18 protein-coding genes and 1 pseudogene are annotated in these 21,247 nt (G+C 49.3%); 12 read left to right on the forward strand and 7 right to left on the reverse strand.

The genetic code is table 11. The features are described from left to right. Positions 1-139 precede the first annotated feature (139 nt). The 3 genes and pseudogenes from minC (at position 140) to minE (ending at position 1,936) form a co-directional block, all read left to right on the forward strand. On the forward strand, positions 140-847 hold the full coding sequence (gene minC, locus IT774_RS03950; protein WP_195811434.1) for a septum site-determining protein MinC: 708 nt from the start codon (positions 140-142) through the stop codon (positions 845-847). 29 nt (positions 848-876) lie between these two features. After that, positions 877-1,685, forward strand: a pseudogene (gene minD, locus IT774_RS03955) (septum site-determining protein MinD). Further along, the gene (gene minE / locus IT774_RS03960; RefSeq protein ID WP_108565879.1) at positions 1,685-1,936 is read left to right on the forward strand and encodes a cell division topological specificity factor MinE; all 252 of its coding nucleotides are present in this window, start codon (positions 1,685-1,687) and stop codon (positions 1,934-1,936) included. Before minD ends, minE begins: the two are co-directional and overlap by 1 nt. A gap of 181 nt (positions 1,937-2,117) precedes the next feature. On the opposite strand, the gene IT774_RS03965 is transcribed toward minE, so the two are convergent. Further along, a complete protein-coding gene (locus IT774_RS03965; RefSeq protein ID WP_195811435.1) occupies positions 2,118-3,653 on the reverse strand; it encodes a S10 family peptidase in 1,536 nt (511 codons plus the stop codon). 110 nt (positions 3,654-3,763) lie between these two features. Beyond that, positions 3,764-5,077, reverse strand: a complete 1,314-nt coding sequence (locus tag IT774_RS03970; protein ID WP_195812200.1) for a M20/M25/M40 family metallo-hydrolase — start codon at positions 5,075-5,077, stop codon at positions 3,764-3,766. A gap of 171 nt (positions 5,078-5,248) precedes the next feature. Here IT774_RS03970 and IT774_RS03975 point away from each other — a divergent pair, with 171 nt between their 5' ends. The 4 genes from IT774_RS03975 (at position 5,249) to IT774_RS03990 (ending at position 9,141) form a co-directional block, all read left to right on the forward strand. Next, the gene (locus tag IT774_RS03975) at positions 5,249-6,256 is read left to right on the forward strand and encodes a zinc-dependent alcohol dehydrogenase family protein (RefSeq protein WP_195811436.1); all 1,008 of its coding nucleotides are present in this window, start codon (positions 5,249-5,251) and stop codon (positions 6,254-6,256) included. A 121-nt stretch (positions 6,257-6,377) separates the two neighbouring features. Continuing rightward, positions 6,378-7,112 carry a class I SAM-dependent methyltransferase gene (locus IT774_RS03980; RefSeq protein ID WP_195811437.1) on the forward strand — a complete coding sequence of 245 codons (735 nt, stop codon included), beginning with the start codon at positions 6,378-6,380 and terminating at the stop codon, positions 7,110-7,112. A 131-nt stretch (positions 7,113-7,243) separates the two neighbouring features. Then, positions 7,244-7,873, forward strand: coding sequence for a uracil phosphoribosyltransferase (upp, locus tag IT774_RS03985; protein ID WP_195811438.1), 630 nt, complete (start codon positions 7,244-7,246; stop codon positions 7,871-7,873). Between the two features lie 242 nt (positions 7,874-8,115). Further along, positions 8,116-9,141 carry a LacI family DNA-binding transcriptional regulator gene (locus IT774_RS03990; protein WP_195811439.1) on the forward strand — a complete coding sequence of 342 codons (1,026 nt, stop codon included), beginning with the start codon at positions 8,116-8,118 and terminating at the stop codon, positions 9,139-9,141. 2 nt (positions 9,142-9,143) lie between these two features. Here the strand turns inward: IT774_RS03990 and IT774_RS03995 are convergent, their stop codons facing one another. The 5 genes from IT774_RS03995 to IT774_RS04015 form a co-directional block, all read right to left on the reverse strand. Next, positions 9,144-9,653: a GAF domain-containing protein gene (locus tag IT774_RS03995; RefSeq protein WP_195811440.1), complete on the reverse strand. Its 510-nt coding sequence runs from the start codon at positions 9,651-9,653 to the stop codon at positions 9,144-9,146. 439 nt (positions 9,654-10,092) lie between these two features. Beyond that, positions 10,093-10,839 carry an SDR family oxidoreductase gene (locus IT774_RS04000; protein WP_195812201.1) on the reverse strand — a complete coding sequence of 249 codons (747 nt, stop codon included), beginning with the start codon at positions 10,837-10,839 and terminating at the stop codon, positions 10,093-10,095. A gap of 9 nt (positions 10,840-10,848) precedes the next feature. After that, positions 10,849-11,427: a thymidine kinase gene (locus IT774_RS04005; RefSeq protein ID WP_195811441.1), complete on the reverse strand. Its 579-nt coding sequence runs from the start codon at positions 11,425-11,427 to the stop codon at positions 10,849-10,851. 2 nt (positions 11,428-11,429) lie between these two features. Beyond that, positions 11,430-13,454 carry a putative bifunctional diguanylate cyclase/phosphodiesterase gene (locus IT774_RS04010; protein WP_195811442.1) on the reverse strand — a complete coding sequence of 675 codons (2,025 nt, stop codon included), beginning with the start codon at positions 13,452-13,454 and terminating at the stop codon, positions 11,430-11,432. Between the two features lie 289 nt (positions 13,455-13,743). After that, entirely contained in the window at positions 13,744-16,014 is a 2,271-nt protein-coding gene (locus tag IT774_RS04015) for an acyl-CoA dehydrogenase (RefSeq protein WP_195811443.1), read from the reverse strand. A 264-nt stretch (positions 16,015-16,278) separates the two neighbouring features. On the opposite strand from IT774_RS04015, the gene IT774_RS17270 reads away from it, so the two are divergent. Genes IT774_RS17270 through IT774_RS04035 form a run of 5 tightly spaced genes read left to right on the forward strand, consistent with a single transcriptional unit; the run spans position 16,279 to position 21,182 of the window. Continuing rightward, positions 16,279-16,770 carry a hypothetical protein gene (locus IT774_RS17270; RefSeq protein WP_232365110.1) on the forward strand — a complete coding sequence of 164 codons (492 nt, stop codon included), beginning with the start codon at positions 16,279-16,281 and terminating at the stop codon, positions 16,768-16,770. After that, a complete protein-coding gene (locus tag IT774_RS04020) occupies positions 16,692-18,602 on the forward strand; it encodes an efflux RND transporter permease subunit (protein WP_232365111.1) in 1,911 nt (636 codons plus the stop codon). Before IT774_RS17270 ends, IT774_RS04020 begins: the two co-directional genes overlap by 79 nt. Further along, a complete protein-coding gene (locus IT774_RS04025; protein WP_195811444.1) occupies positions 18,580-19,407 on the forward strand; it encodes an outer membrane lipoprotein-sorting protein in 828 nt (275 codons plus the stop codon). The genes IT774_RS04020 and IT774_RS04025 overlap by 23 nt, the downstream gene beginning before the upstream one ends. Positions 19,408-19,444: 37 nt before the next feature. Then, on the forward strand, positions 19,445-20,605 hold the full coding sequence (locus IT774_RS04030) for a hypothetical protein (protein WP_232365112.1): 1,161 nt from the start codon (positions 19,445-19,447) through the stop codon (positions 20,603-20,605). Between the two features lie 22 nt (positions 20,606-20,627). Continuing rightward, positions 20,628-21,182 (forward strand): outer membrane beta-barrel protein, encoded by a 555-nt coding sequence (locus tag IT774_RS04035; RefSeq protein WP_195811445.1) that lies wholly within the window; start codon positions 20,628-20,630, stop codon positions 21,180-21,182. Positions 21,183-21,247: the final 65 nt, after the last annotated feature.

Raw genomic sequence — 21,247 nt, forward strand, 5'->3', positions numbered from 1 at the left:
GAAGAAATTGTAAAAAAAGTGCCCGCTATTATGGCCTGGCTATTGCTGTAGGCCTGGAATTTGATAGAGTGCAATTTTACGCATAGTAACTTATTATTCACAGCTGGCTCCAGGCTGGCCGAAGGTCCAGGGAATACGAATGGCAGAGCAGTGCTTTCGGATGAAAGGTACAACACTTACCAGTATTGTACTTGATGTATTACAGTTTGAACCCGACGAATTTGACCAACAGCTGGCGACCAAAATTGCCAGTGCACCACAGTTTTTCACACGTTCTTCGTTAATTATACAATTAAACGCAGCAATCAGTGCTACTGAGTTTGAATTGCTGGTAGCCTTATGTAAAAAGCATCAGCTGCAACCTATGGCAGTAAAAGGCAATGTGGGCGAGTTAAAAACCACGATCAATGATCTGGGGTTGTCTGATATTAGCCAGAGCAAATCCACTGATTCAGACATTTCACCCACTGAAACCCCTGCTTCTACTGATAGTAAGAGCGAAGCCGGTGCCGTTCAGGGCGCACCAAAAATTATCGATCGGCCGGTACGTTCTGGCCAACAGGTTTATGCACAAGGCGGTGATTTGATTATCGTGGCCCCGGTCAGTGAAGGCGCTGAAATTCTGGCTGATGGCAATATCCATGTTTACGGCACCATGCGTGGCAGGGCCCTTGCAGGGGTCCAGGGGAATACCCAGGCAAGAATATTTTGCCAACAGGTAGAAGCAGAATTGCTGTCTATCGCCGGGCGCTTTGTGATGCAAGACACAATACAATCACAGTGCTGGAAACAACCAGCACAGGCATATTTGGAAGACGACACCCTGGTTGTATCAGCATTAGTCTGATGTCTCCGGTGTCTGTTGAGGAAAGGTAAATGGCTAAGATCATCGTTGTAACCTCGGGTAAAGGGGGTGTAGGCAAAACTACATCCAGCGCAGCAATAGCAACCGGACTTGCATTGCAGGGACACAAGACCGTCGTCGTTGACTTTGATGTGGGTCTGCGAAATCTTGATCTCATCATGGGATGTGAGCGTCGGGTTGTGTACGATTTCGTAAACGTGATCAATAAAGAAGCCACGCTTAATCAGGCGCTTATAAAAGATAAACGCACCAAAGACTTGTTTATTTTGCCGGCCTCACAAACCCGGGATAAAGATGCGCTGACTATGGAAGGCGTGCAGACCGTGCTCAATGATTTGAGTAAAGAGTTTGAGTTTATCATTTGTGACTCGCCAGCCGGTATTGAACAGGGGCACAGATGGCCCTGTACTTTGCTGACGAAGCCATTGTGGTCACAAATCCCGAAGTGTCGTCGGTTCGAGACTCTGATCGTATTTTAGGGATCTTGCAAAGCAAATCGATGCGCGCCGAGCAGGGCAAAAATGTCAAAGAACATTTGTTGCTTACTCGCTACAACCCGCATCGGGTTGAGACTGCAGAGATGCTGAGTGTGGCCGATGTCGAAGAGATTCTGGCCGTACCACTACTGGGAGTGATCCCAGAGTCTGAGGCGGTACTAAAAGCATCGAATCAGGGAGCCCCGGTGATTCTGGACCAGGAGTCAAATGCTGGCCAGGCTTACGGCGATGCGGTACGCAGATTGCTTGGGGAAAAGGTAGAACACCGCTTCTTAGAAGCACAGAAAAAAGGGTTCTTTAAGCGCCTGCTCGGAGGAAAATAATGGGCATATTTGATTACCTGCTGAAAAAGGGCAAGCCCAATTCAGCTGCTGTAGCCAAAGAGCGGCTACAAATAATTGTTGCGCATGAGCGGCGTAAACGGACCGAACCCGATTACCTGCCGATGATGCAGCAGGAAATCCTGGAAGTAATCAGAAAGTATGTACAGATTGCTGACGATCAGGTGTCGGTACAACTTGAAGACAGCGATGACTGCAGTGTGCTGGAGCTGAATATTACCCTGCCTGAATAGGCCGAGGTGAGAGACCAGCCTAGGAACTAAAAAGTGTTCCGGCTGAAACACAAAGCCCCTGAGCGTTGCGCGCTCAGGGGCTTTTTATTATTGGTACAAGACACGGTGCGCTGGTGGCAAAACAGTGGTCACGGCACACAGACCAGGGCCCATGCGCTGCAAACCTAAGCCCGGTGATGGTTTAATTGACTTTGCGTTCGTATTTGGCCGGTTGATCTTCCGCCGGCAGGGTAGACAGAATAAACTCACGCACATCGTCATTAGCGGTTTTCAAATCGTCTTTACGCAGGTACATCATATGACCGCTGTGATAGCCTTTAAAGCTTAGCCGATCGCGCATTTTGCCGCTGGGATCCAGCTGCCACATGGTGTACTTGGCATCAAAATAATTGGTGGCCCCATCAAAATATCCTGACTGCACCATGACATGCAAAAACGGATTCGCCGCCATTGCCAGCCGCAAGTTTTCGCCGGTATTATTATTGGTGCGATCCCAGGGATGCACGGGCCCGAACATGTTGTATTTGATGTCGGTTTTAAAGTTTAGCTCGTTAGTCAGGTAGGTATTGATAGCTGGCGTGAACGCATGTAACCACGAGCTAAGCTCTGCATTGTAATCAGGGCGACTTCCCACATCCTGTTTATCAATACCCAGATAACGGCTGTCGAGCCGGCCTAAGGTTTTGCCTTCATCGCGCAGCAGGCTTTTCCAAAAGTAGCGGGTGCTTACATCCAGATTACTACGGGTGATATCTTCTTCCGACAACCCGGAATAGGCCGCCATCTGCGCAACCAGCTGCTGTTGGCGCTCCGGCTCAATAAAGCCACCACGGGCCAGCGCTGGGATCAGCTTATCCAGGGTGAACGTTTCTACCTCGGCCAGAAATTCTTCTAACTTCATCTGCTGATATTTGCTTGCAAGCTTATTATGATACCAGGCGGTAGCCGCAAAATAAGGAAGTCGGTTGGCCGCTTCTACCGCACCCTCACGGGGAATGCCCAATTCAGTCGGAGAGACCAGAATTACCCCGTTCAGGTACATCCACTGGGCATTTTGTAGTGCCAGGGCCAGTCCCGAAACCCGGGTAGTACCATAGCTTTCACCAATCAGATATTTAGGCGCGCGCCATTTATCGTGTCGGGTTACAAAGGTATTTATCCATTCTGCCAGGTATTCCACATCGGCGTTGACGCCGAAAAATTGTTTTTGTTGTTCTTCTTTAGACGGTAATTCGCCTTCTGCGTTTTCCAGGACCCGTGAATAGCCTGTATTAACCGGGTTTACATAGACGATATCCGCCACATCTAAAACTGAATGAGGATTGGTTTTGGTGCCATAGGGCTGCAGTGGGTAGCCTTCATCATCCACATTCAGCACCTTGGGGCCGGTATAGGCAAGATGCATCCATACTGACGCCGAACCTGGCCCGCCGTTAAAGCTAATCAGCAAGGGTCGGGTGGCCTGGTTTTTTATATCAGTGCGTTGATAAAATGTGTATTGCAGACTGGCAATGGCCTCGCCTTGTTCATTCCACACCGGTTGCATGCCGGCTGTCGCGGTATAATTAACCCGCTGTCCGCCAATTTCTGTTTTATGCTCGGTGGTAATGGCTTGTTCAGCTTTTATCTTACGCGCATGATCTGACGGTTGAGTCTCCGCCCAGGCCAGGGGGCTGCTGGTTAGTGCAGCGGCCAGTAAATATCCTTTCCAGCTCATAATGCCTCTTTGTTTATTCTTATGGTCACACAATAAGGCGCCAAAATGGCGCCGGTTAACAATAGGTTAACACTGTTCTGGACGAACAACATACCACTGGTCGGGTTTACTCAGGAGTCGGTCGATGGCAGGCCCTGGTGATGCAGACGGTAGATTAACAGCGCCGCGCGCTTGGTCTGTGTTCTGAGCGTGTTCAGGTCGCCTTCTTCATTCACGGTGTGCCCGGCGGTACCACCCATACCTAAGCCATCCAGCGCCATTTGCACATGCGCGGCAGTAAAGGCTACATCTGCGGCACCGGCATTGCGTGGATCGATGGCGGTTACCTTGCCCAGATCCAGTGTTTCGCTAATCTGCGAATACATGTTCAGTAGCCGGGCGTTGGCGTCGGTGGGGGCCAGTGGTGGGTAGCCCTCATCAAACTCAATGGTGGCTGAGGTTTTTGGCAGGTTCTGGCGCACAATTTTCTGCATTTTCTGCTTTACCCGCTCTACCTGCGCTGCCGAAAGCGCACGAATATCTCCGGTCACCAGTGCTGACTCTGCCACCACATTGTCTTTACCAAATGCGCTGGCCCTGTTTTGTTTATCCTGATGGCTGACTTCGGTGCCACCGGCAATTTTGCCGGGGTTAAAGGTCAGCAGCTTTTCATCGCGTAGCTGGTTATAAAATGCCTGCAAAATTCGTGAGGCTTCATAAATCGCCCCGGCGCCTACTTCAGGCTGAAACACCTGAGAAGAGTGCGCCGGCGTGCCTTTTACCGTTAATGTCCAGCCCATGGCGCCGCGGCGGGAGGTATTGGCAGTGGCAGGATCGCCATCGCCATTTTCAAAACCCAGGGCGACATCGGCCCATTTAGCCGCATCAATCAGATCCGCTTTTGACAAGGCCAGGGGTCGACCGCTGGACTCTTCATCGCCGGTCATTATTACCTGAATATTCATATCCTGCAGTTCACCGGCCGCAGCAAGCGCCTTTAGAGACTGCAAAATAATAATGTTGCCGCCCTTCATATCTGCGATCCCCGGACCTTTGGCCCAGCCCTCGCGGGTAATTTCGTAGGTTTGAAACGGGCTGTCAGGTTCAAATACCGTATCCAGGTGACCAATGAGCAAGATTTTGGGGCCCGTGCCGGTTTTTTTCGCGACCAGATGTCCGGCGCGATCATACTGGCTGCCATCGGTCATGGTGGCGGTAAAACCCAGTGCTTCAAATTCAGGTACCAGCATTTCACCGGTTTTGCGCACACCCTCAAAGTTCATGGTACCGCTGTTGATGTTGACCGATTTTTCGAGCAATGACAGGGCTTCATGATGATGCTCATCAACATACCTGAGCGCTTGTTGTTCGCCAGGCGATACACTGCCTAAGACCTGGGTGCAGGCCAGGGTCAGAAGACCCAACACTGAAAGCTTTTTCACAATTTACCCCGAGATTTTTATTCGATAATACGATTTACCTTACCTTTGTCGCTTAGTGAATAGCAAAGTTTTATGGCTCAGAAGAGGGTGGCGCGCGATAAAGTCAGCAGCCAAAGTAAACACTCTGCATTCGCAAAGAGTATTAGTTGGTACTACCTATAGAAGGAGGTTCGAATGAAACAAGTTGAAATGGCAAGTCCGGATAAGGGACTGGATGGACTGAAAGTCAATGATGTGGCGCCACCGCCTGAGCCAGCAGCAGGTGAAATTATGGTTAATGTTAAAGCCACGTCGCTGAATTTTCATGACTACGGTGTAGCTTCTGGCGTTATGGCCCCAGATGCGGGTCGTATTTTAATGTCTGACGGTGCTGGTGTGGTCAGTGCGGTTGGCGAGGGCGTAACCGAATTTGCTAAAGGCGATCATGTGGTTTCATTGTTTTTTCCTGACTGGCAGTCGGGCCCGCCCAGGTTAAGCGATTTTTCACGTACCCCTGGCGACGGAATTGATGGCTACGCCCGCGAATATGTCACGCTACCGGCAAGCTGGTTTACGAAAGCGCCTCAGGGCTGGAGCCATGCACAGTCGGCCACCATCACTACCGCGGGTTTAACAGCCTGGCGGGCACTGGTGGTGGAGAGCCAGTTAAAAGCCGGCGATAAAGTACTGTTGCTGGGCACCGGCGGTGTTTCGATTTATGCACTGCAAATTGCCAAAGCCATGGGGGCTCAGGTGGCCATCACTTCTTCCAGTGACGAAAAGCTTGAAAAGGCAAAACAACTGGGCGCTGATTTTACGGTTAACTACAAAAGCGATGAAAACTGGGGCGAAACCGTTGAATCCTGGAGTGATGGCGGCGTAGACCATGTGGTTGAAGTAGGCGGGCCGGCTACTTTGTCGCATTCAATCACGGCGTGCCGTGTAGGCGGTAACATTGTCTTAATTGGCGTGCTCACCGGCATGGGCGGAGAAGTTCCCACCGCGCTGTTGATGAAAAAACAAATAAAACTGACCGGGATCATTGTGGGTTCACACCAGCATCAGCAAGAGTTTGTGAGGGCGCTGGAAACCATGCAGTTTGAACCGGTTATTGATAAATCCTTTAAGCTGGAGGAGCTGGCCGAGGCGTTTCGATATGAAGAGTCGGGTCAGCATTTCGGAAAAATTGTTGCCCAGTACTAATCGCGAAATAAAGACAATGCCGGCCCACAGGCCGGCTTTTCCTTTCGTACCCAAAGTATAAAAAGGCAAGTGAGCGGGCGTTCAGTCTATTCACACTTAGCTGTAACTATGGATTGAAAATGTGAGTCCTGAAATTGTTAGTGACACCACCGAAGAAAAGGCCATTTTGACACGCTGTATCGCCAGTAAAGCGCCCATCGGCCGGCCATTACAAATACTGGAGGCTGGCTGTGGCAATAAGTGGCAACTGAAACTTAGTGATATCAACTATACGCTGACCGGCGTGGATGTCGACAAAGAAGCGGTTGATTTGCGTCAACGCCAGCATAATGATTTGCATGAGGTGATTATCGGCGACCTGCGCACGGTTGAAATGCCAGCTCAGTCTTACGACGTAATTTATACCGCCTATGTGCTTGAGCATGTGGGAAATATTGAAAGAGTGCTGGATAACTTTCAGACCTGGCTTAAACCGGGAGGTCTGCTAATAATAAAGGTGCCGGACCGTGATACGGTGTATGGATTTATGGCCCGGATGACCCCGCACTGGGTCCATATTTGGTACTACCGTCTGATAAAGGGCAATAAAAATGCCGGTAAGCCGGGTTATCTGCCATACCCTACGGTTTATGACCCCGCGCTTGGACAGCAGGCTTTACGCCGTTTTTGTAGACACAACGGGTTAGCGGTCAAGGCCATATTTGGTAAAAATAATTATTTGCGTAAACGGTCATTCCGGGATCGGGTGATTCGTATTTTTGTTCAGCTTATGAGCTTGTTTTCATTCGGGCGGCTGGCCTGGCATTATAATGATCTTATCTACATAATTGAAAAAAATAGAGAAAATTCAGACTGACCTTATAAAAAGCGGTAAAAGAGTCGAAATTTAGCCCACTTACGGGGATAATCCTATCCGGTTTAAAGCCTGGCGGGCGATTTGCATTTTCCTGCTATTATTTTTTATTTTGGTTATTTACGGAGCACATCATGGCAGTTCATGAAATTAAACATCCTCTTATTCAGCACAAACTTGGACTGATGCGCGAAGCCGGGTTAAGCAGCAAGGGATTTCGCGAACTGGCCAGCGAAGTAGGCAACTTACTCACCTACGAGGCCACCCGGGATTTGGCTACCGAAGATACGTCGATCACTGCCTGGTCAGGCGACACCATAAATGTTGAGCGTATTGCTGGCAAAAAAATCACGGTAGTGCCTATTTTGCGCGCGGGTTTAGGAATGTTGGACGGCGTTATGGAGCTTATTCCCAATGCCAAAATCTCGGTGGTCGGCTTGTATCGTGATGAAGAGAGTCTGGAGCCGGTGGCCTACTTTGATAAAGTTGTGAAACACATCGATGAACGTACCGCCCTTATTGTGGATCCTATGCTGGCGACCGGCGGGACGCTGATTGCTACTATCGATCTGCTTAAACAAAAAGGCTGCACCAAAATTATGGGATTGTTCCTGGTGGCTGCGCCCGAAGGCATTGCAGCGGTAACCAAAATACATCCTGACATTGAGATCTTCACTGCCTCGGTAGACGAAAAGCTTAACGATAAAGGTTATATATTGCCTGGACTGGGCGATGCCGGTGACCGTATTTTTGGCACCCGCTGATACTGCCTAAGCCAGTAAAAAAGGGCGACTCGAGAGCGTTACTCACTGTGGGGCGGCCACATTTGTAACTGATTTCAGGTGTAAACATGTTTATTAATTGTTAATCGATTAAGATAAAACTGTGATACGCTTAAATGATCATTGCCCTTGTATAAAGGTATCCACTTATACCCGCGGCATACAATAATAATAAACTCAGACGATAGCTGTGTGGTTATCGTGCGGTAGCTTTTATCAACCCTATGAATAAACAAAAATTAACGCTCAAAGATGTGGCGCAAATGCTGGAGGTTTCCACCGCCACCATTTCCAATGCCTTCAATCGACCTGATCAGCTTTCGGCAGCACGCCGGGAGGATATCCTTAAAGCGTGTCAGCGTATTGGTTATCATGGCCCCAATAAAGCGGCCCAAATTTTACGTAAGGGTCAGTCAAATATTGTGGCGCTGGTGCTGGCCGATAACATTGCATACATGGTCAGTGACCCCGTGGCAAGTACGTTTATAAAAGGCGTGTCGAAGGTATTGCACACCCATAACAAACATCTGCTGCTCTACAGTGGTAATGTTGAATCCATTCGAGATGTGATTGATTTTGTGGATGGGTTTATTTGTTACGGCGCCCCGGAGAATACTGAGTTAACTCATCAGCTAACCGCATCATCCAAGCCAGTGGTCACCGTGGATTTTAATATTCCCGGGAGACCCGCGATTGATATTGATAATGAACAGGCTGCCTACGAGATTGCCAAACGTGCTATTCGGCCTGGGGATCGAGTGGCTATTTTAGGTCTCAAACTTATTGCTTCAGCCAACACATGTCGTATATATGACTCGCCTTTGCATTGTGCTGACAGCTCCATTTCGCACCGTCGCCTGAAAGGTTATCAGCGCGCTATGCAGGAACAGGGCATCGATACCGATAATGAGTGGGTGTGGCACATTCCTGAGAGCGAAGGCTCGTATGCCCGTCAGGCGGCCCGTGAGGTGTTAAACAGCCATCCCCGACCCGATGTGGTGTTGTGTATGAGTGATATTATCGCCCTCGAATTACTGCAGTATGCCGGTAGCCAGAATATTGCGGTGCCGGGAGCTCTGCGGATTACCGGTTTCGACGGCATAGAAGAAGCCGCGCGTACCCGTCCGAATCTGACCACGATATGTCAGTCGAGTCTGACCAAAGGGGAGATGGCAGCGGAGCGTTTGATCAGCGGCTCACAAGAATCCACCCAGTTACCGTTTGATATATTGGCCGGCGAAACTGTGTGAAACTACTCTTTGAAAAACATCGAGGTAATGCCGGCAATGCGCTTTAAGGCGGCGATATCCTGATTGGTCCATTCGACCGGCTGGCCGGTCGCTTCACAGCAGATCACGCCTACAGCTTTGAAAAAATCCTGGAAAATATAGTCCAACAATGAATATATTTGGTTGGGTTCAAAATACAGCTCATTAAAGCATTGAGTAACCGCATGGTTTCGTGCATCTGATGCTACGACCCACTGGTTTTGTAAAATAGCCTCAAAATAATCCGGAAAACTGGTCGCATTCAATACCACATTGTCAGGAATAATCACGTCGGTGTCATCTTGCAGAATCAAACAATCCAGGGCGGTTCTGTCCTGATTAAACTTCCACAAACTTACCCGGCTGGCATTAGGGATCACCGACTTAACACAGCGACAAATAGCCACGTGTTTATCGTTATTGGATAACGTATTCCGGCTCAAAGCCAGAGTAAGCGTAGTAAATGGATCAACGGTACTTTCTGTGAGCAACATATGTAGACGCCAGCAATTGACCCTATTCTTAGTTGTCAGAATTGACAAAAACATGTGGTCGTTATTCATCTCAGCCTAGCAGAAACGGGCATAAAATGACGTTATCAATTAGTCTAATTTTTTGACAAAACAAGTATTGAAGTGGCTGACTGTGACGTGGATTATATAATGGTGCGATGTGGCTACCTAAACCGCTAACTTATCAGTATTTTATGGGTAACACCGAGCAGCACGACACAGGTAAGACCGCCTAGTCTTACCATCAGCCTTTTGTTTGCTAAGCACTGGCACAAGTACAGGCATAAGCACAAACATAAGTTCACAGTTAATGGCGAACTGGGTGAACGGATTTCCCAGGCTACACGTGACAGGCACTCCGGCTTAAAGACCATTTGTATACCTTTCATCGCCGAGCAGTGCGCCACCTAGTATGCGAGGGTTAGCTCATTCTGGCCAGCCAGGATAACGGCGCGACTCTGAGTACATAGCGCATCACTGCCCAGGGCCACACTGGCACAAACGCATTAGCCGGCTCCCGTTGAATCGCTCTGACCAAGGCTTTACACCCGGTCTGCGTATCCACCATAAACGGTGCTTTTTTTACTTTTTCGTTGATAGCCGAACGAATAAAACCGGGATGGACGGTGGTCACTTTAATGGGGGTGTCCATAACATCAATACGAATACCTTCGGACAGTGACGATAGGGCTGCTTTGGTTGCAGCATAAACGGTTAACGCCCGACGAAATCCCCGCAAGCTACTGATAGAGGAAATGGTAACCAGGTGCCCGTGGTTTTGCTTACGAAAGATCTCCATCGCAGCTTCGCATTGGGCCAGCGCCGCCAGAAAGTTGGTGGTAGCGGTTTCTTTGTTTGCTTCAAAATGACCGGTGCCAATAGAGGCACCTTTCCCCATGCCCGCGTTTACGATAATTCGATCCAGGGCATTGAACTGGCTGGCAAAGGCCTTAAAGGTTTCAAAAACCGCATCGTGGTCGTTTACATCCAGGGTGCGGATACTGATTTTCAACGTGCGGTCAATGGCCAGGCATTCCTGCTTTAACGATATAAGGTGCTCTTCACGACGGGCACACAGGGCCAGGTTGTGGCCATTTTTGGCGAATTCCAGGGCCATGCCCCGGCCTAATCCAGAACTGGCGCCGGTTATAAGTATATTGCGTCGCATTGGCATTAATTAGTCCCAGACAAGTTGTTTAAAGTGCTTTCGGCACATAGATTCATAGCGATCGTTACCGCCGATTTGTACCTGATCCCCACAGGTAACCGCTTTGCCTTCGTCGTCAAGACGAACCACAAAGCTGGCCTTGCGACCACAGTGGCACACCGTTTTGAGCTCAGCAAGTTTGTCAGCCCAGGCCAGTAGATAGTGGCTGCCTTCAAAGGTTTCACCAAGAAAGTCGGTGCGCAGACCGTAGGCCAGCACCGGAATATCCAGCTCATCTACCACTTCAACCAGCTGACGAACCTGAGTTTTGGTTAAAAACTGGGCTTCATCAATAAACACGGAGTCCAGCGGCTGCAACCGGTGCTTATTAAAAATTTGCTGATACATATTGTCATCGTTGTTGTACAGCTCGGCTTCAGCCTGCAGGCCAATCCTTGAGGCCACTTTCCCCACGCCATACCGGTCGTCCAATGCAGCAGTAAAAATAACCGCATTCATGCCGCGTTCCCGGTAGTTATAAGCAGATTGTAATAATGAGGTGGATTTGCCGGCGTTCATCGCCGAGTAGTAAAAATAAAGCTGGGCCATAGTTAATTTTCTTGTTGTGTAAGCCAGTCTGCCAATGGGTTCAAAGGCATCGGCCGGGCAAAATAATACCCCTGTAAATGACTTACTCCCATACTCTGGAGTTGCTGGGCCTGCCACCGCGTTTCCACACCTTCGGCCACCGTCTGGCAGCCAAATTCTTTGGCAATCATCAGCGTCGCCCGCACAATCGCCTGATTGGAAGAAGTAAAGTTCATGACAAAGGACTTATCAATTTTGATACGATCAAAGCTGAGCAATTGTAACTGACTTAATGAAGAAAATCCGGTCCCAAAGTCGTCTATTGAAATTTGTATTTGCCGTGCTTTTAACGCGCCCACCTTTTCATCCAGCACCAACCGATTCTGAGCTAAAGCCGACTCGGTGATTTCTAAGTGCAAACGTTCGGGGGCAAAGCCGGTGGTGTGCAGTACCCGATCAATATTGGCAATAAAGTCTTCTTCCAATAACTGCAATACCGATACATTAACTGACAGCGCGGGCGCAGGGGTGGGGTCCAGCTGCTGCATTTCGGTACAGGCCCGTTCCAGCACCCATAATCCCAGCGTATTAATCAGACCGCATTTTTCAGCCAGCGGGATAAACACCACCGGCGAAATTATTTCACCATCAAATTCCCAGCGTAACAATGCTTCGACACTGATGATTTGATGGGTTTCTGCCGCCACAATAGGTTGATAAGCTACGGTGAGCTCATTATGTTCAATGGCTTTGGTCAATCCGGCTAAGCGTGCTTCTTCAAGTCGCACCTGCTCAAACAGATTTTTATTAAAGACGCACACCGCACCACGTTGCGCACGCTTTTGCTGATACATAGCAAAATCTGCCTTTTCAATCAAAGTATGAACCTTATTTCCGTGGTGAGGGTACAGCGCGATACCGATTGTCGCATCCAGTGTAATATGATTATGCTGGTTTTTTATGGGCTTACAAACCGCTACCCGCATTGTTTCGGCTAAAGCTACCGCCTGCTGTTGAATAAGGTTTTGTATCACCAGAATAAACTCATCGCCGCCCCAGCGCCCAACTCCTGCAGCCGGGCAGTGGGCAGCAAGCCGCTGGGCGGTGGTTACCAGGACCTGATCGCCCATGGCGTGCCCCAAGGTATCATTGACCTTTTTAAACCCATCCAGATCGATAAACAGCACGGCCAGGGTAGTATCTTCATGGTGAGCAACATCAAGGGCGCCTTCCAGGTAGGCTTTCAAGCCGGTGCGGTTTAATAAGCCGGTTAACCCATCCTGGTTAGAAAGGTCAAACAATTCCCGGGTACGCTCGTTCACCTGTTGCTCAAGGGTCATGTTGTTTTGGTCAAGTTGTTCGTTCGCGGTGCGCAGGGCTTCATTAATATGCACCACTTCGGCGCGCTTACGTTGCATATCGTCTAATAATTTCGAATTGTGCTCTTTTAACCCCACTACCTGTAAAAAGAAAGCATTTGACTGCGCCGTGGTAGAAAGCATTACTAGCCAGAATCCCACACCCAGAATACCCAATAGTTGAAATTGCTGCTCAGGATCTATCAGTGCCAACATGGCAATAGGAAGCAATAAAAAGGTAGAGTAAGAAAAAGACAACGCTTTACTGGGGGCCAGCACAGTCGCAGCCCCTCCGGCCATGGCCGACAGCACCACGATGGTTGATGCCAATTCAAGCAGCCCCATATGCTGGTAGCTTAAGACTGCATAGGCGCACCACAGCATACTGGTCATCAGGTTGCCGGCAGCAAAACGCATAAACCCGATGCTGACACTGCGTTTTTCGGGATGACAAAATCGCCAGCGTAAGCCATCGACCATGCGCATCACAGATACCACCACCATCAACGCCCACAGCACAGGTTTGGCTGACATAGCAGGTTCACTACCAAACCCAAATACCAGACATGAAAACGCAATAACCGTCATGACCGCGCCACGATAGACATTCTGATACAGCATATTTACTGCATCGCGGCTTATGGTAGGTGGAGCGGAGTGAACAGGCAAAATCTTAGACAACAAAGTCATGCTTAAACCTTTTCTAGAAAAGCAGGCCTTGAATGGGGTTACAACAGCATTCCAATATAAGAACCTTTAATACCGGGTGTGGCTATCATATCTACAACCAGAACACTCGCCGACCTGGTTCGAGACTGCAGCACAGTATAATTAACATGCCCACAGGGTGACTTAAGTAATAGTAGAAATTGCTGGAAAAACAAGCTGAACAGGGGATTTGCGAGGAAACGGCAAGGACAGAGACAGACAACAAAAAAGCGGCTAAAGAGCCGCTTTCAATATATTGGAAAAACGTAGCCTAAGCGGCGTTTTTATCCCCGGTGGGGGTTTCCCCCTGAAACCGAGCACCTGGCATGGTTTCTTCAGGGCTTAGCAGCTCAAGATCGAAGGTGAATTCATCCACCCGTACTGCCAGCTTACGTTTTTCATTGTAGTCGTGCAACAAGTCGGCTTCTTTGGCATTTATCACGCCTTTTTCCTGCAACTTATTCAGTGCATTTTCAAATGAGATAAATGGCACCACTGGTTCTTTGCGTAAGGCTTTTTGCACTTTACCTAACAGATGCGACACCGCATGTTTGGCTTTAAACGCTTGCTCATTGATATCATTGCCGTCACCTTTAACCGGCCGTACCAGATGAGTTAGCTGTGCCTTCACACTGTTGTCCTGCATGGACGCCTGCGCCAGCGCGGTCACCAGTTTATCAGAGATACTGCTCACACTGTTGCTATAAGTATTCGTCATTACCCGCATCAGGCCGCGTGTCGGGGTGTTCGGGAAGTTATTAATAAAATCAACAATGGCCTGTTCAGCCTGCATCAATGCCCATTGAATTGCATAGTCAAAATAGGGGCGCGCCTGCTGACGATCTTCAATGCGTTGTTCGTAAAAGCGAATCGCTGCCATGCCGGCATACAGGTAACTCATCACATCACCCAGACGGGCAGACAGCAACTCAGCTTTTTTCAGGTCGCCGCCCAGTACGGCCAGCGATAAATCTGCCAATGGTGCCAGTTTTGCCGACAAGGCATTTAAACGCTTTTCATACGGACGGACTTCCGGCAGGGCCGACTCGGCACCACGGGTAAAGGGCAGGTAGCTTTTAGAAACACTACGCACACCATTTTTCACGCTAAACTTGACCGTTTTACGCAAGACCGCATTAAATTCACTATCAGCGCTGCTATCATCACTATGAATAAGATCGACCATCTCTTTCAGGTGAGGATGACACCGCATTGCGCCCTGACCAAAAATCATCAGGTTGCGGGTCAGGATATTCGCGCCTTCTACGGTGATCGCAATGGGCATTGCACCATAGGCACCCGCCAGCGTGTTTTGAGGACCGCGCTGAATGGCTTTACCGGCCTGAATATCCATCGCTGAGTTCAAGACATCGCGACCCAGCTCGGTCATGTGGTACTTGGCAATGGCCGTTACTACCGAAGGTTTGATACCCATATTCAGCCCTTCGGTGGTCAATACCCGCATCGACTCCAGCAAAAAGGTTTTACCGGCAATATCTGCCAGTTTTTCCTGAATGCCTTCAAAGCGACCAATAGGTAAACCGAACTGCTCACGCACAAAGCTGTACTCGCTGGCGCCTTTGAAAGAAGATTGCGCAGTGGCCACGCCCATGGCCGGCAAGGAGATACCCCGGCCAGCGCCCAGACAGCTCACCAGCATCTGCCAGCCACGTCCGATATTTTTCTGGCCGCCAATGATAAAGTCCATAGGAATGAATACATCCTGACCACGGGTTGTACCGTTATAAAAACGTTGTCCCATTGGGTCATGGCGATTGCCCAGTTCCACACCAGGATGATCTTTCGGTAACAGCGCACAGGTAATACCCAGCTCAGTTTTGCCGCCTAGCAAGCCTTCAGGATCATATACCTTAAATGCTAAACCTAGCACCGTCGCGATAGGGGCCAGGGTAATGTAACGTTTGTCCCAGCTAACCGATAAACCAATGACTTCTTCGCCATTAAATTCACCCCTGGTCACAATTGCGGCATCCGGGATGCCGCCGGCATCGGAACCGGCTTCCGGACTGGTCAGCGCAAAACAGGGGATATCTGTGCCCACGGCCAGACGCGGCAGCCAGTAATCTTGCTGCGCGGTCGTACCATAGTGCATCAGCAGTTCACCCGGGCCTAATGAATTAGGCACCATCACGGTTACAGCAATGGCGCCGCTCTTGGCTGCAATTGTGGCAACCACCGTTGAGTTGGCATAAGGACTGAATTCCAGACCGCCGAATTTTTTAGGAATAATCATCGAGAAGAACCGGTTTTTACCCAGAAAGTCGAGTACGTCTTGCGGTATATGATTGCCATTTGCAAGCTCAAAGTCGTCAATCATCTCCAGCAATTGCTGCACCGGGCCGTCCATAAAGGCCTGCTCATCGGCACTTAGTTGTGCTTTTGGAACTGCACGCAGCGCTGCCATATCTGGCTGACCCTGATAAATGGACGATTCAATCCAGATATCACCGGCGTCCAGCGCTTCTTGTTCGGTGACTGAAATTGGGGGTAGAACTTTCTTAAGGCTTTTTCTGATACTCATCTTTTACTCATCCGCTCATCTGACCAGTTGCTGAAAGTAATAGTACATCAATCACCACAAAGATCAAATCTACAGTTAGTAATTTGTTAATTGTCTAAAACAAATTTAACCTGCAGTTGGGTGGTCGGTATCAGCAATTGCTGGCCATTATCTATGAATAATACGGAGGAATAAGAAGAAAAACCGCCGGATGGCTTACATAGCAGGGGTAATTGTCGATACACTAAGCAAGGTTTTGAATCAAACAAAAGGTATGGATATTCAATGCAAAAGCTTCCTGGCTGGATGAAGTGGTGTCTGCATTCACCAAAATTTGCGCTGTTATTGTTTGTAGCGTTTTGTGCGGTAACGGCCACCGGAGCCTCGCAACTTTATTTCCGGGGCGATTACAAGGTGTTCTTTGAGCCTGACAATCCTCAGCGAAAAGCATTTGAGGACATGCAGAACATTTTCAATAAAAGTGAGAATGTTTCATTTTTAGTGGTGCCTAAAAATCAGACCGTCTATCAGCAGGATACCTTTAAGCTTATTCGCGGACTTACCGAAGATGCGTGGCAGTTGCCCTTGTCGACCCGCATTGAGTCGGTAGCGAACTATCAGCATACCTACGCTCAGGACGATGATCTGGTGGTCACGGACCTTATAAATGAAGGGCAATATTCTTCGCAGCACATCCAATGGGTGCGCGAAGTGGTGCAAAGTACCCCGAAGTCGACGGCCGTCTGGTGTCACGCCAGGGCGAAGTGGCGATTATAAATGCCACTATTCAGCTACCGGATGGGGATCAGACCAAAGAGGTTATAGAAATTGCAGACTACGCCCGTAGTCTGGAACAAAAATACGAACAACAATATCCGCAGCATGACATCTACCTCACCGGCATGGTGATCATGAATGATGCGTTTGCGGTGGCCGCTCAGGATGATGCACAAACATTAATTCCGGCCATGTTTGTGGTGATTACCCTGATGATTGCCCTGTTAACCCGGTCGATTGTGTCGGCGCTGGCAACATTGGTTATTGTCGGCTCATGCATTGCCGTCACGATGGGGCTGGCCGGCTGGGCGGGTCTGTTCTTAAGTACCGCAACCGTCAATGTACCTACCATGGTTATGACCCTGGCGGTAGCCGATTGTATCCACATCATCGTAAGTTTCAGGCAGTTTGCCCGTCAGGGGATGGCTAAGCATGAGGCTTTAATTGAAAGCCTGAAAGTGAATACCAAGCCGATTGTGATTACCAGTGTAACCACGGCTATCGGCTTTTTAATGCTAAACTTTTCCGCAGTGCCAATCTTAGCCGACCTGGGTAATATGACGGCAGTGGGCGTGATGCTGGCGTGTTTGTTTTCGCTCACCATCCTGCCGGCGATTTTGAATCTGGCGCCCCTGCGGGTACCCACAGCTAAAAAAGCCGCTACCGGACGTTTTGAGCGTGCCGGAGACTGGGTTTGCGCCCGGCACAAACGTATCCTGCCGGTATCATTACTGGTGGTCGTGGTATCGCTGGCCTTTTCTGCCAACAATGAGCTCAACGATATTGCGGTGAAGTATTTTGGTCAGGCCAGTACCTTCCGTCAGGCGGTGGATGTGCAGGAAGAAACCATGGGCGGCATGTCAAATATCGACTTTGTGATTTATACCGACGAAGAATACGGTGTCAATGATCCCCAGGTCCTGCAAAAAGTCGCGGCATTGACCAAGTGGCTGAATGAACAGCCTGAAGTGCATCATGTTACCAGCTTCGCCGATACCATGAAGCGGCTGAACATGAATATGAATAATGACGATCCGGCGTATTACAGGTTGCCGGAAGATAAAGAAACCGCCTCGCAATATTTGTTATTGTACGAAATGTCACTGCCTTATGGCCTTGATTTAAACAATCAGATTGATATCAATAAGTCGGCGGTGCGGATCGTCGCGGTACTGGATAATCTGGGCAGTAATGAATTTACCGAGTTTGAACAACGTGCTCGTAGCTGGTTTGCCGATTTGGCACCAAACTTGCGACTGGAAGCAGCAAGTCCGCCCCTGATGTTTGCCCATATCGGCGCCAGAAATATGCAAAGTATGGTGTGGGGCACCATTTTGGCTCTGATCCTGATTTCCGGGCTTATCATTATTGCCCTGCGCTCCTGGCGTCTGGGACTGGTGAGCTTACTGACAAACCTGATTCCGGCGGGCATCGGTTTTGGTGTTTGGGGCATGCTGTCAGGCCAGATCAATATGGCCCTTTCGGTTGTATTAAGTATGACCATGGGCATAATTGTTGACGATACGGTACACTTTTTATCGAAATACCAGCTTGCCCGGAAAATGGGCAAGAATGTGAATGATGCTATTATCTATACCTTTACCACGGTGGGACAGGCGCTGGTGACCACCACCGCCGTTTTAGCCGCTGGTTTTGGTATACTGATGCTCTCCGATTTCAGACTTAACTCTGATATGGGGGCGTTGACCGTCATTATTATCGTAGCTGCATTAATTGTCGATATGCTGTTTTTACCGGCATTTTTGATGTGGCTGGACAAAGACAAACGTAACTCCAGAGGTAACGAAGATGAATTACGTGAAAAAACTTAGTCTGCTATGGCTATGGGCCGTAATGGTTTGCAGTGCCGCGGTACAGGCGGCTGATGATACAGAGCAGGCGTCTGATGACGCGGCGACCAAAGGCCTTGAAATTGCCAAGGAACGCAAAGCAAGAGATACCGGCTGGGACAACAGCGTGGCTAACATGACCATGATTCTGCGTAATGCGCAGGGGCAGGAAGCTACGCGCGAAATGCGGGTCAGTAGCCTGGAGATGCAGACCGATGGTGATAAAGCACTGACCGTGTTCGACTCACCCCGGGATGTGGCCGGCACTGCTTTTTTAAGTTTTTCCCATGCCATGGAACCTGATGAACAGTGGATTTATTTGCCTGCCATCAAGCGGGTCAAACGGATTGCATCACGCAATAAGTCGGGGCCTTTTATGAGCAGTGAGTTTGCTTTCGAGGACATGACTTCCTTTGAAGTAGAAAAGTTCACCTATGAGTTTTTGCGTGAAGATAAATACAACGGCGAAAAAGTGTTTGTTATTGAACAAACCCCGCAGGATGAGTTCTCCGGCTATTCAAAACAGATTGTTTGGATTGACCAGGAACATTACCGGGTTCGCAAAGTTGAGTTCTTTGACCGTAAAGGCGCAGCCGTAAAAACGCTGGAGTTTGAAGATTATCAGGCCCATAAGGTTAATGGAAAAGAGTTCTGGCGCCCCTATCGCAGCTACATGTACAATCTGCAAACCGGCAAATCCACTGAGCTGAGCACCAATTCTTTAGAATTTGGACAAGGACTGGATGAGTCTGATTTTGATAAAAACAGTTTACGCAGAGCACGATAACCTCATGAGCAAATCCCACATTATGACAGCAGCGGTAATGGCATCGGCTGCTTTTTCTGCCCAGGCAGAAATAGAGATTGGTGGTAGTGCCTCAGTGGAAGGGCGCTACTTTTTGCAGGATGCGCTGTATCCGGGCCAGCCCCGAAGCCAGACGTCGGTTGCCATTGAACCGGAGTTTTATACCCAGTGGAATGATGGGCAGGACAGCTTACTGGTCAAGCCGTTTGCGCGTATTGATCAGCGTGACAGTGAACGGACCCATGTGGATATGCGTGAATTTCAATGGCTGCATGTGGCCGACGAATGGGAAACTCGTGTAGGCGTTGGCAAGGTTTTCTGGGGCCAGACTGAATCCTTACATCTGGTCGATATTATCAACCAGACCGATACGGTAGATCAGTTTGATGGTGAAGAGAAACTGGGCCAGCCCATGGTAAATTTCACCACCTATGGCGACTGGGGCACCGTTTCTGCCTTTGTACTGCCTTATTTTCGTGAACGAACCTTCAATGGTCTGGATGGTCGCTTGCGCCCCGGGCTACCCATCGACAATGACCGGGCGGTGTACGAGTCGGGTGCTGAGCAGCAACACCTTGATTATGCCTTACGCTACCAGAACAGCTTAGGGGAGTGGGAAGTCGGCTTGTCTTATTTTGATGGGACCACCCGCGAACCTGAACTTCGTGCCAGTATCGAAGACCAGCAGAATGCGCATATTTTTCCTTACTATGCCCAGATTCAGCAGGTGGGGGTAGATCTGCTCAAAGTGCAGGGTGCCTGGCTACTTAAATTTGAAGGTATCTACCGCACTGGTCAGTCAGAGGACTTTGCCGCCGCGGTGACCGGATTTGAACGAACCACCGTGGGGGTTTTTGGTACCAACTACGATCTTGGTTTGCTGATGGAATATCAGTACGATGAGCGTGAAAATAACTTTTTTGCCATCGGCCAGAACGATCTAATGGTTGGCGCGCGCTGGACCTTCAATGATATTGATGGCACCGAGCTATTAGCAGGCTATATCCAGGATTTGGATAATTCAGGTACCTACAGTGGCTTTGTGGAAGCCTCAAGCCGTATGACCGACAACTGGCGCTGGAAGCTTGACGCCTATTTCTTTTCATCTGATGTACCCGGTACGCTAAACCACTTACGTCGCGATGATCATCTTCAGGTAACCCTGGAATATTTTTTCTAAACCTTAAAGCGATACAATTTACATGAAACAGCTATGGACAGGCGTGCTTGCGGCCGCCTGCCTGTGCCCGGGTGCACAGGCAACGGAGAAGATGTATGGCGTGATTGGCGCCGGCTACAATGATGCAGAATTTATTGAAAGTGATGCCAGCGGCGCCGCTTATTATGTAGGGCTGGGGCACCAGTTTGCACCGCAGTGGTATGTGGAGGGCGGTTTCAAGCGGTTGTTTGATGATATTGACGACGACGCCGGGGCCAAAGCCGATGCGCTCTATCTGGCATTATTGGGTAAAGCCAGTGGTCGAGAAGGTGAACTGTACTACAAGCTGGGTGTAATGCGCGCGGATGTCAGCGGCGGTTATACGGTGGCCGGGGAGGTCAGTGGCTGTGATTATGGTCAGGTCTCATTCGGGCAGTGCCGTTACGATGAAGGCGTGTTCGCCGGGCTGGTGGGATTTGGTTTTGATTACTATCTGGGACTAAACACCATGCTGCGTTTTGAATACGAACATATTCGCGGAGAACATGATTTGTCGGTGAATACCGCCACACTGGGCTTTCGTTACAACTTCAATTGAAGCGGACACCTGACCCATTGATAAGTAAACCAACCGGCCTCAAATAAGGTACTAATAGATAAAGC

It is taken from the genome of Salinimonas marina, assembly GCF_015644725.1.
Classification (GTDB): domain Bacteria; phylum Pseudomonadota; class Gammaproteobacteria; order Enterobacterales; family Alteromonadaceae; genus Alteromonas.

What these genes read in the sequence shown, in the direction of transcription:
- minC (WP_195811434.1), top strand. Translation starts at nt 140, where the DNA reads ATGGCAGAGCAGTGCTTTCGGATGAAAGGTACAACACTTACCAGTATT.
- minE (WP_108565879.1), top strand. Translation starts at nt 1,685, where the DNA reads ATGGGCATATTTGATTACCTGCTGAAAAAGGGCAAGCCCAATTCAGCT.
- IT774_RS03965 (WP_195811435.1), bottom strand. Translation starts at nt 3,653, where the DNA reads ATGAGCTGGAAAGGATATTTACTGGCCGCTGCACTAACCAGCAGCCCC.
- IT774_RS03975 (WP_195811436.1), top strand. Translation starts at nt 5,249, where the DNA reads ATGAAACAAGTTGAAATGGCAAGTCCGGATAAGGGACTGGATGGACTG.
- upp (WP_195811438.1), top strand. Translation starts at nt 7,244, where the DNA reads ATGGCAGTTCATGAAATTAAACATCCTCTTATTCAGCACAAACTTGGA.
- IT774_RS03990 (WP_195811439.1), top strand. Translation starts at nt 8,116, where the DNA reads ATGAATAAACAAAAATTAACGCTCAAAGATGTGGCGCAAATGCTGGAG.
- IT774_RS03995 (WP_195811440.1), bottom strand. Translation starts at nt 9,653, where the DNA reads ATGTTGCTCACAGAAAGTACCGTTGATCCATTTACTACGCTTACTCTG.
- IT774_RS04000 (WP_195812201.1), bottom strand. Translation starts at nt 10,839, where the DNA reads ATGCGACGCAATATACTTATAACCGGCGCCAGTTCTGGATTAGGCCGG.
- IT774_RS04005 (WP_195811441.1), bottom strand. Translation starts at nt 11,427, where the DNA reads ATGGCCCAGCTTTATTTTTACTACTCGGCGATGAACGCCGGCAAATCC.
- IT774_RS04010 (WP_195811442.1), bottom strand. Translation starts at nt 13,454, where the DNA reads ATGACTTTGTTGTCTAAGATTTTGCCTGTTCACTCCGCTCCACCTACC.
- IT774_RS04015 (WP_195811443.1), bottom strand. Translation starts at nt 16,014, where the DNA reads ATGAGTATCAGAAAAAGCCTTAAGAAAGTTCTACCCCCAATTTCAGTC.
- IT774_RS17270 (WP_232365110.1), top strand. Translation starts at nt 16,279, where the DNA reads ATGCAAAAGCTTCCTGGCTGGATGAAGTGGTGTCTGCATTCACCAAAA.
- IT774_RS04020 (WP_232365111.1), top strand. Translation starts at nt 16,692, where the DNA reads ATGGGTGCGCGAAGTGGTGCAAAGTACCCCGAAGTCGACGGCCGTCTG.
- IT774_RS04025 (WP_195811444.1), top strand. Translation starts at nt 18,580, where the DNA reads ATGAATTACGTGAAAAAACTTAGTCTGCTATGGCTATGGGCCGTAATG.
- IT774_RS04030 (WP_232365112.1), top strand. Translation starts at nt 19,445, where the DNA reads ATGGCATCGGCTGCTTTTTCTGCCCAGGCAGAAATAGAGATTGGTGGT.
- IT774_RS04035 (WP_195811445.1), top strand. Translation starts at nt 20,628, where the DNA reads ATGAAACAGCTATGGACAGGCGTGCTTGCGGCCGCCTGCCTGTGCCCG.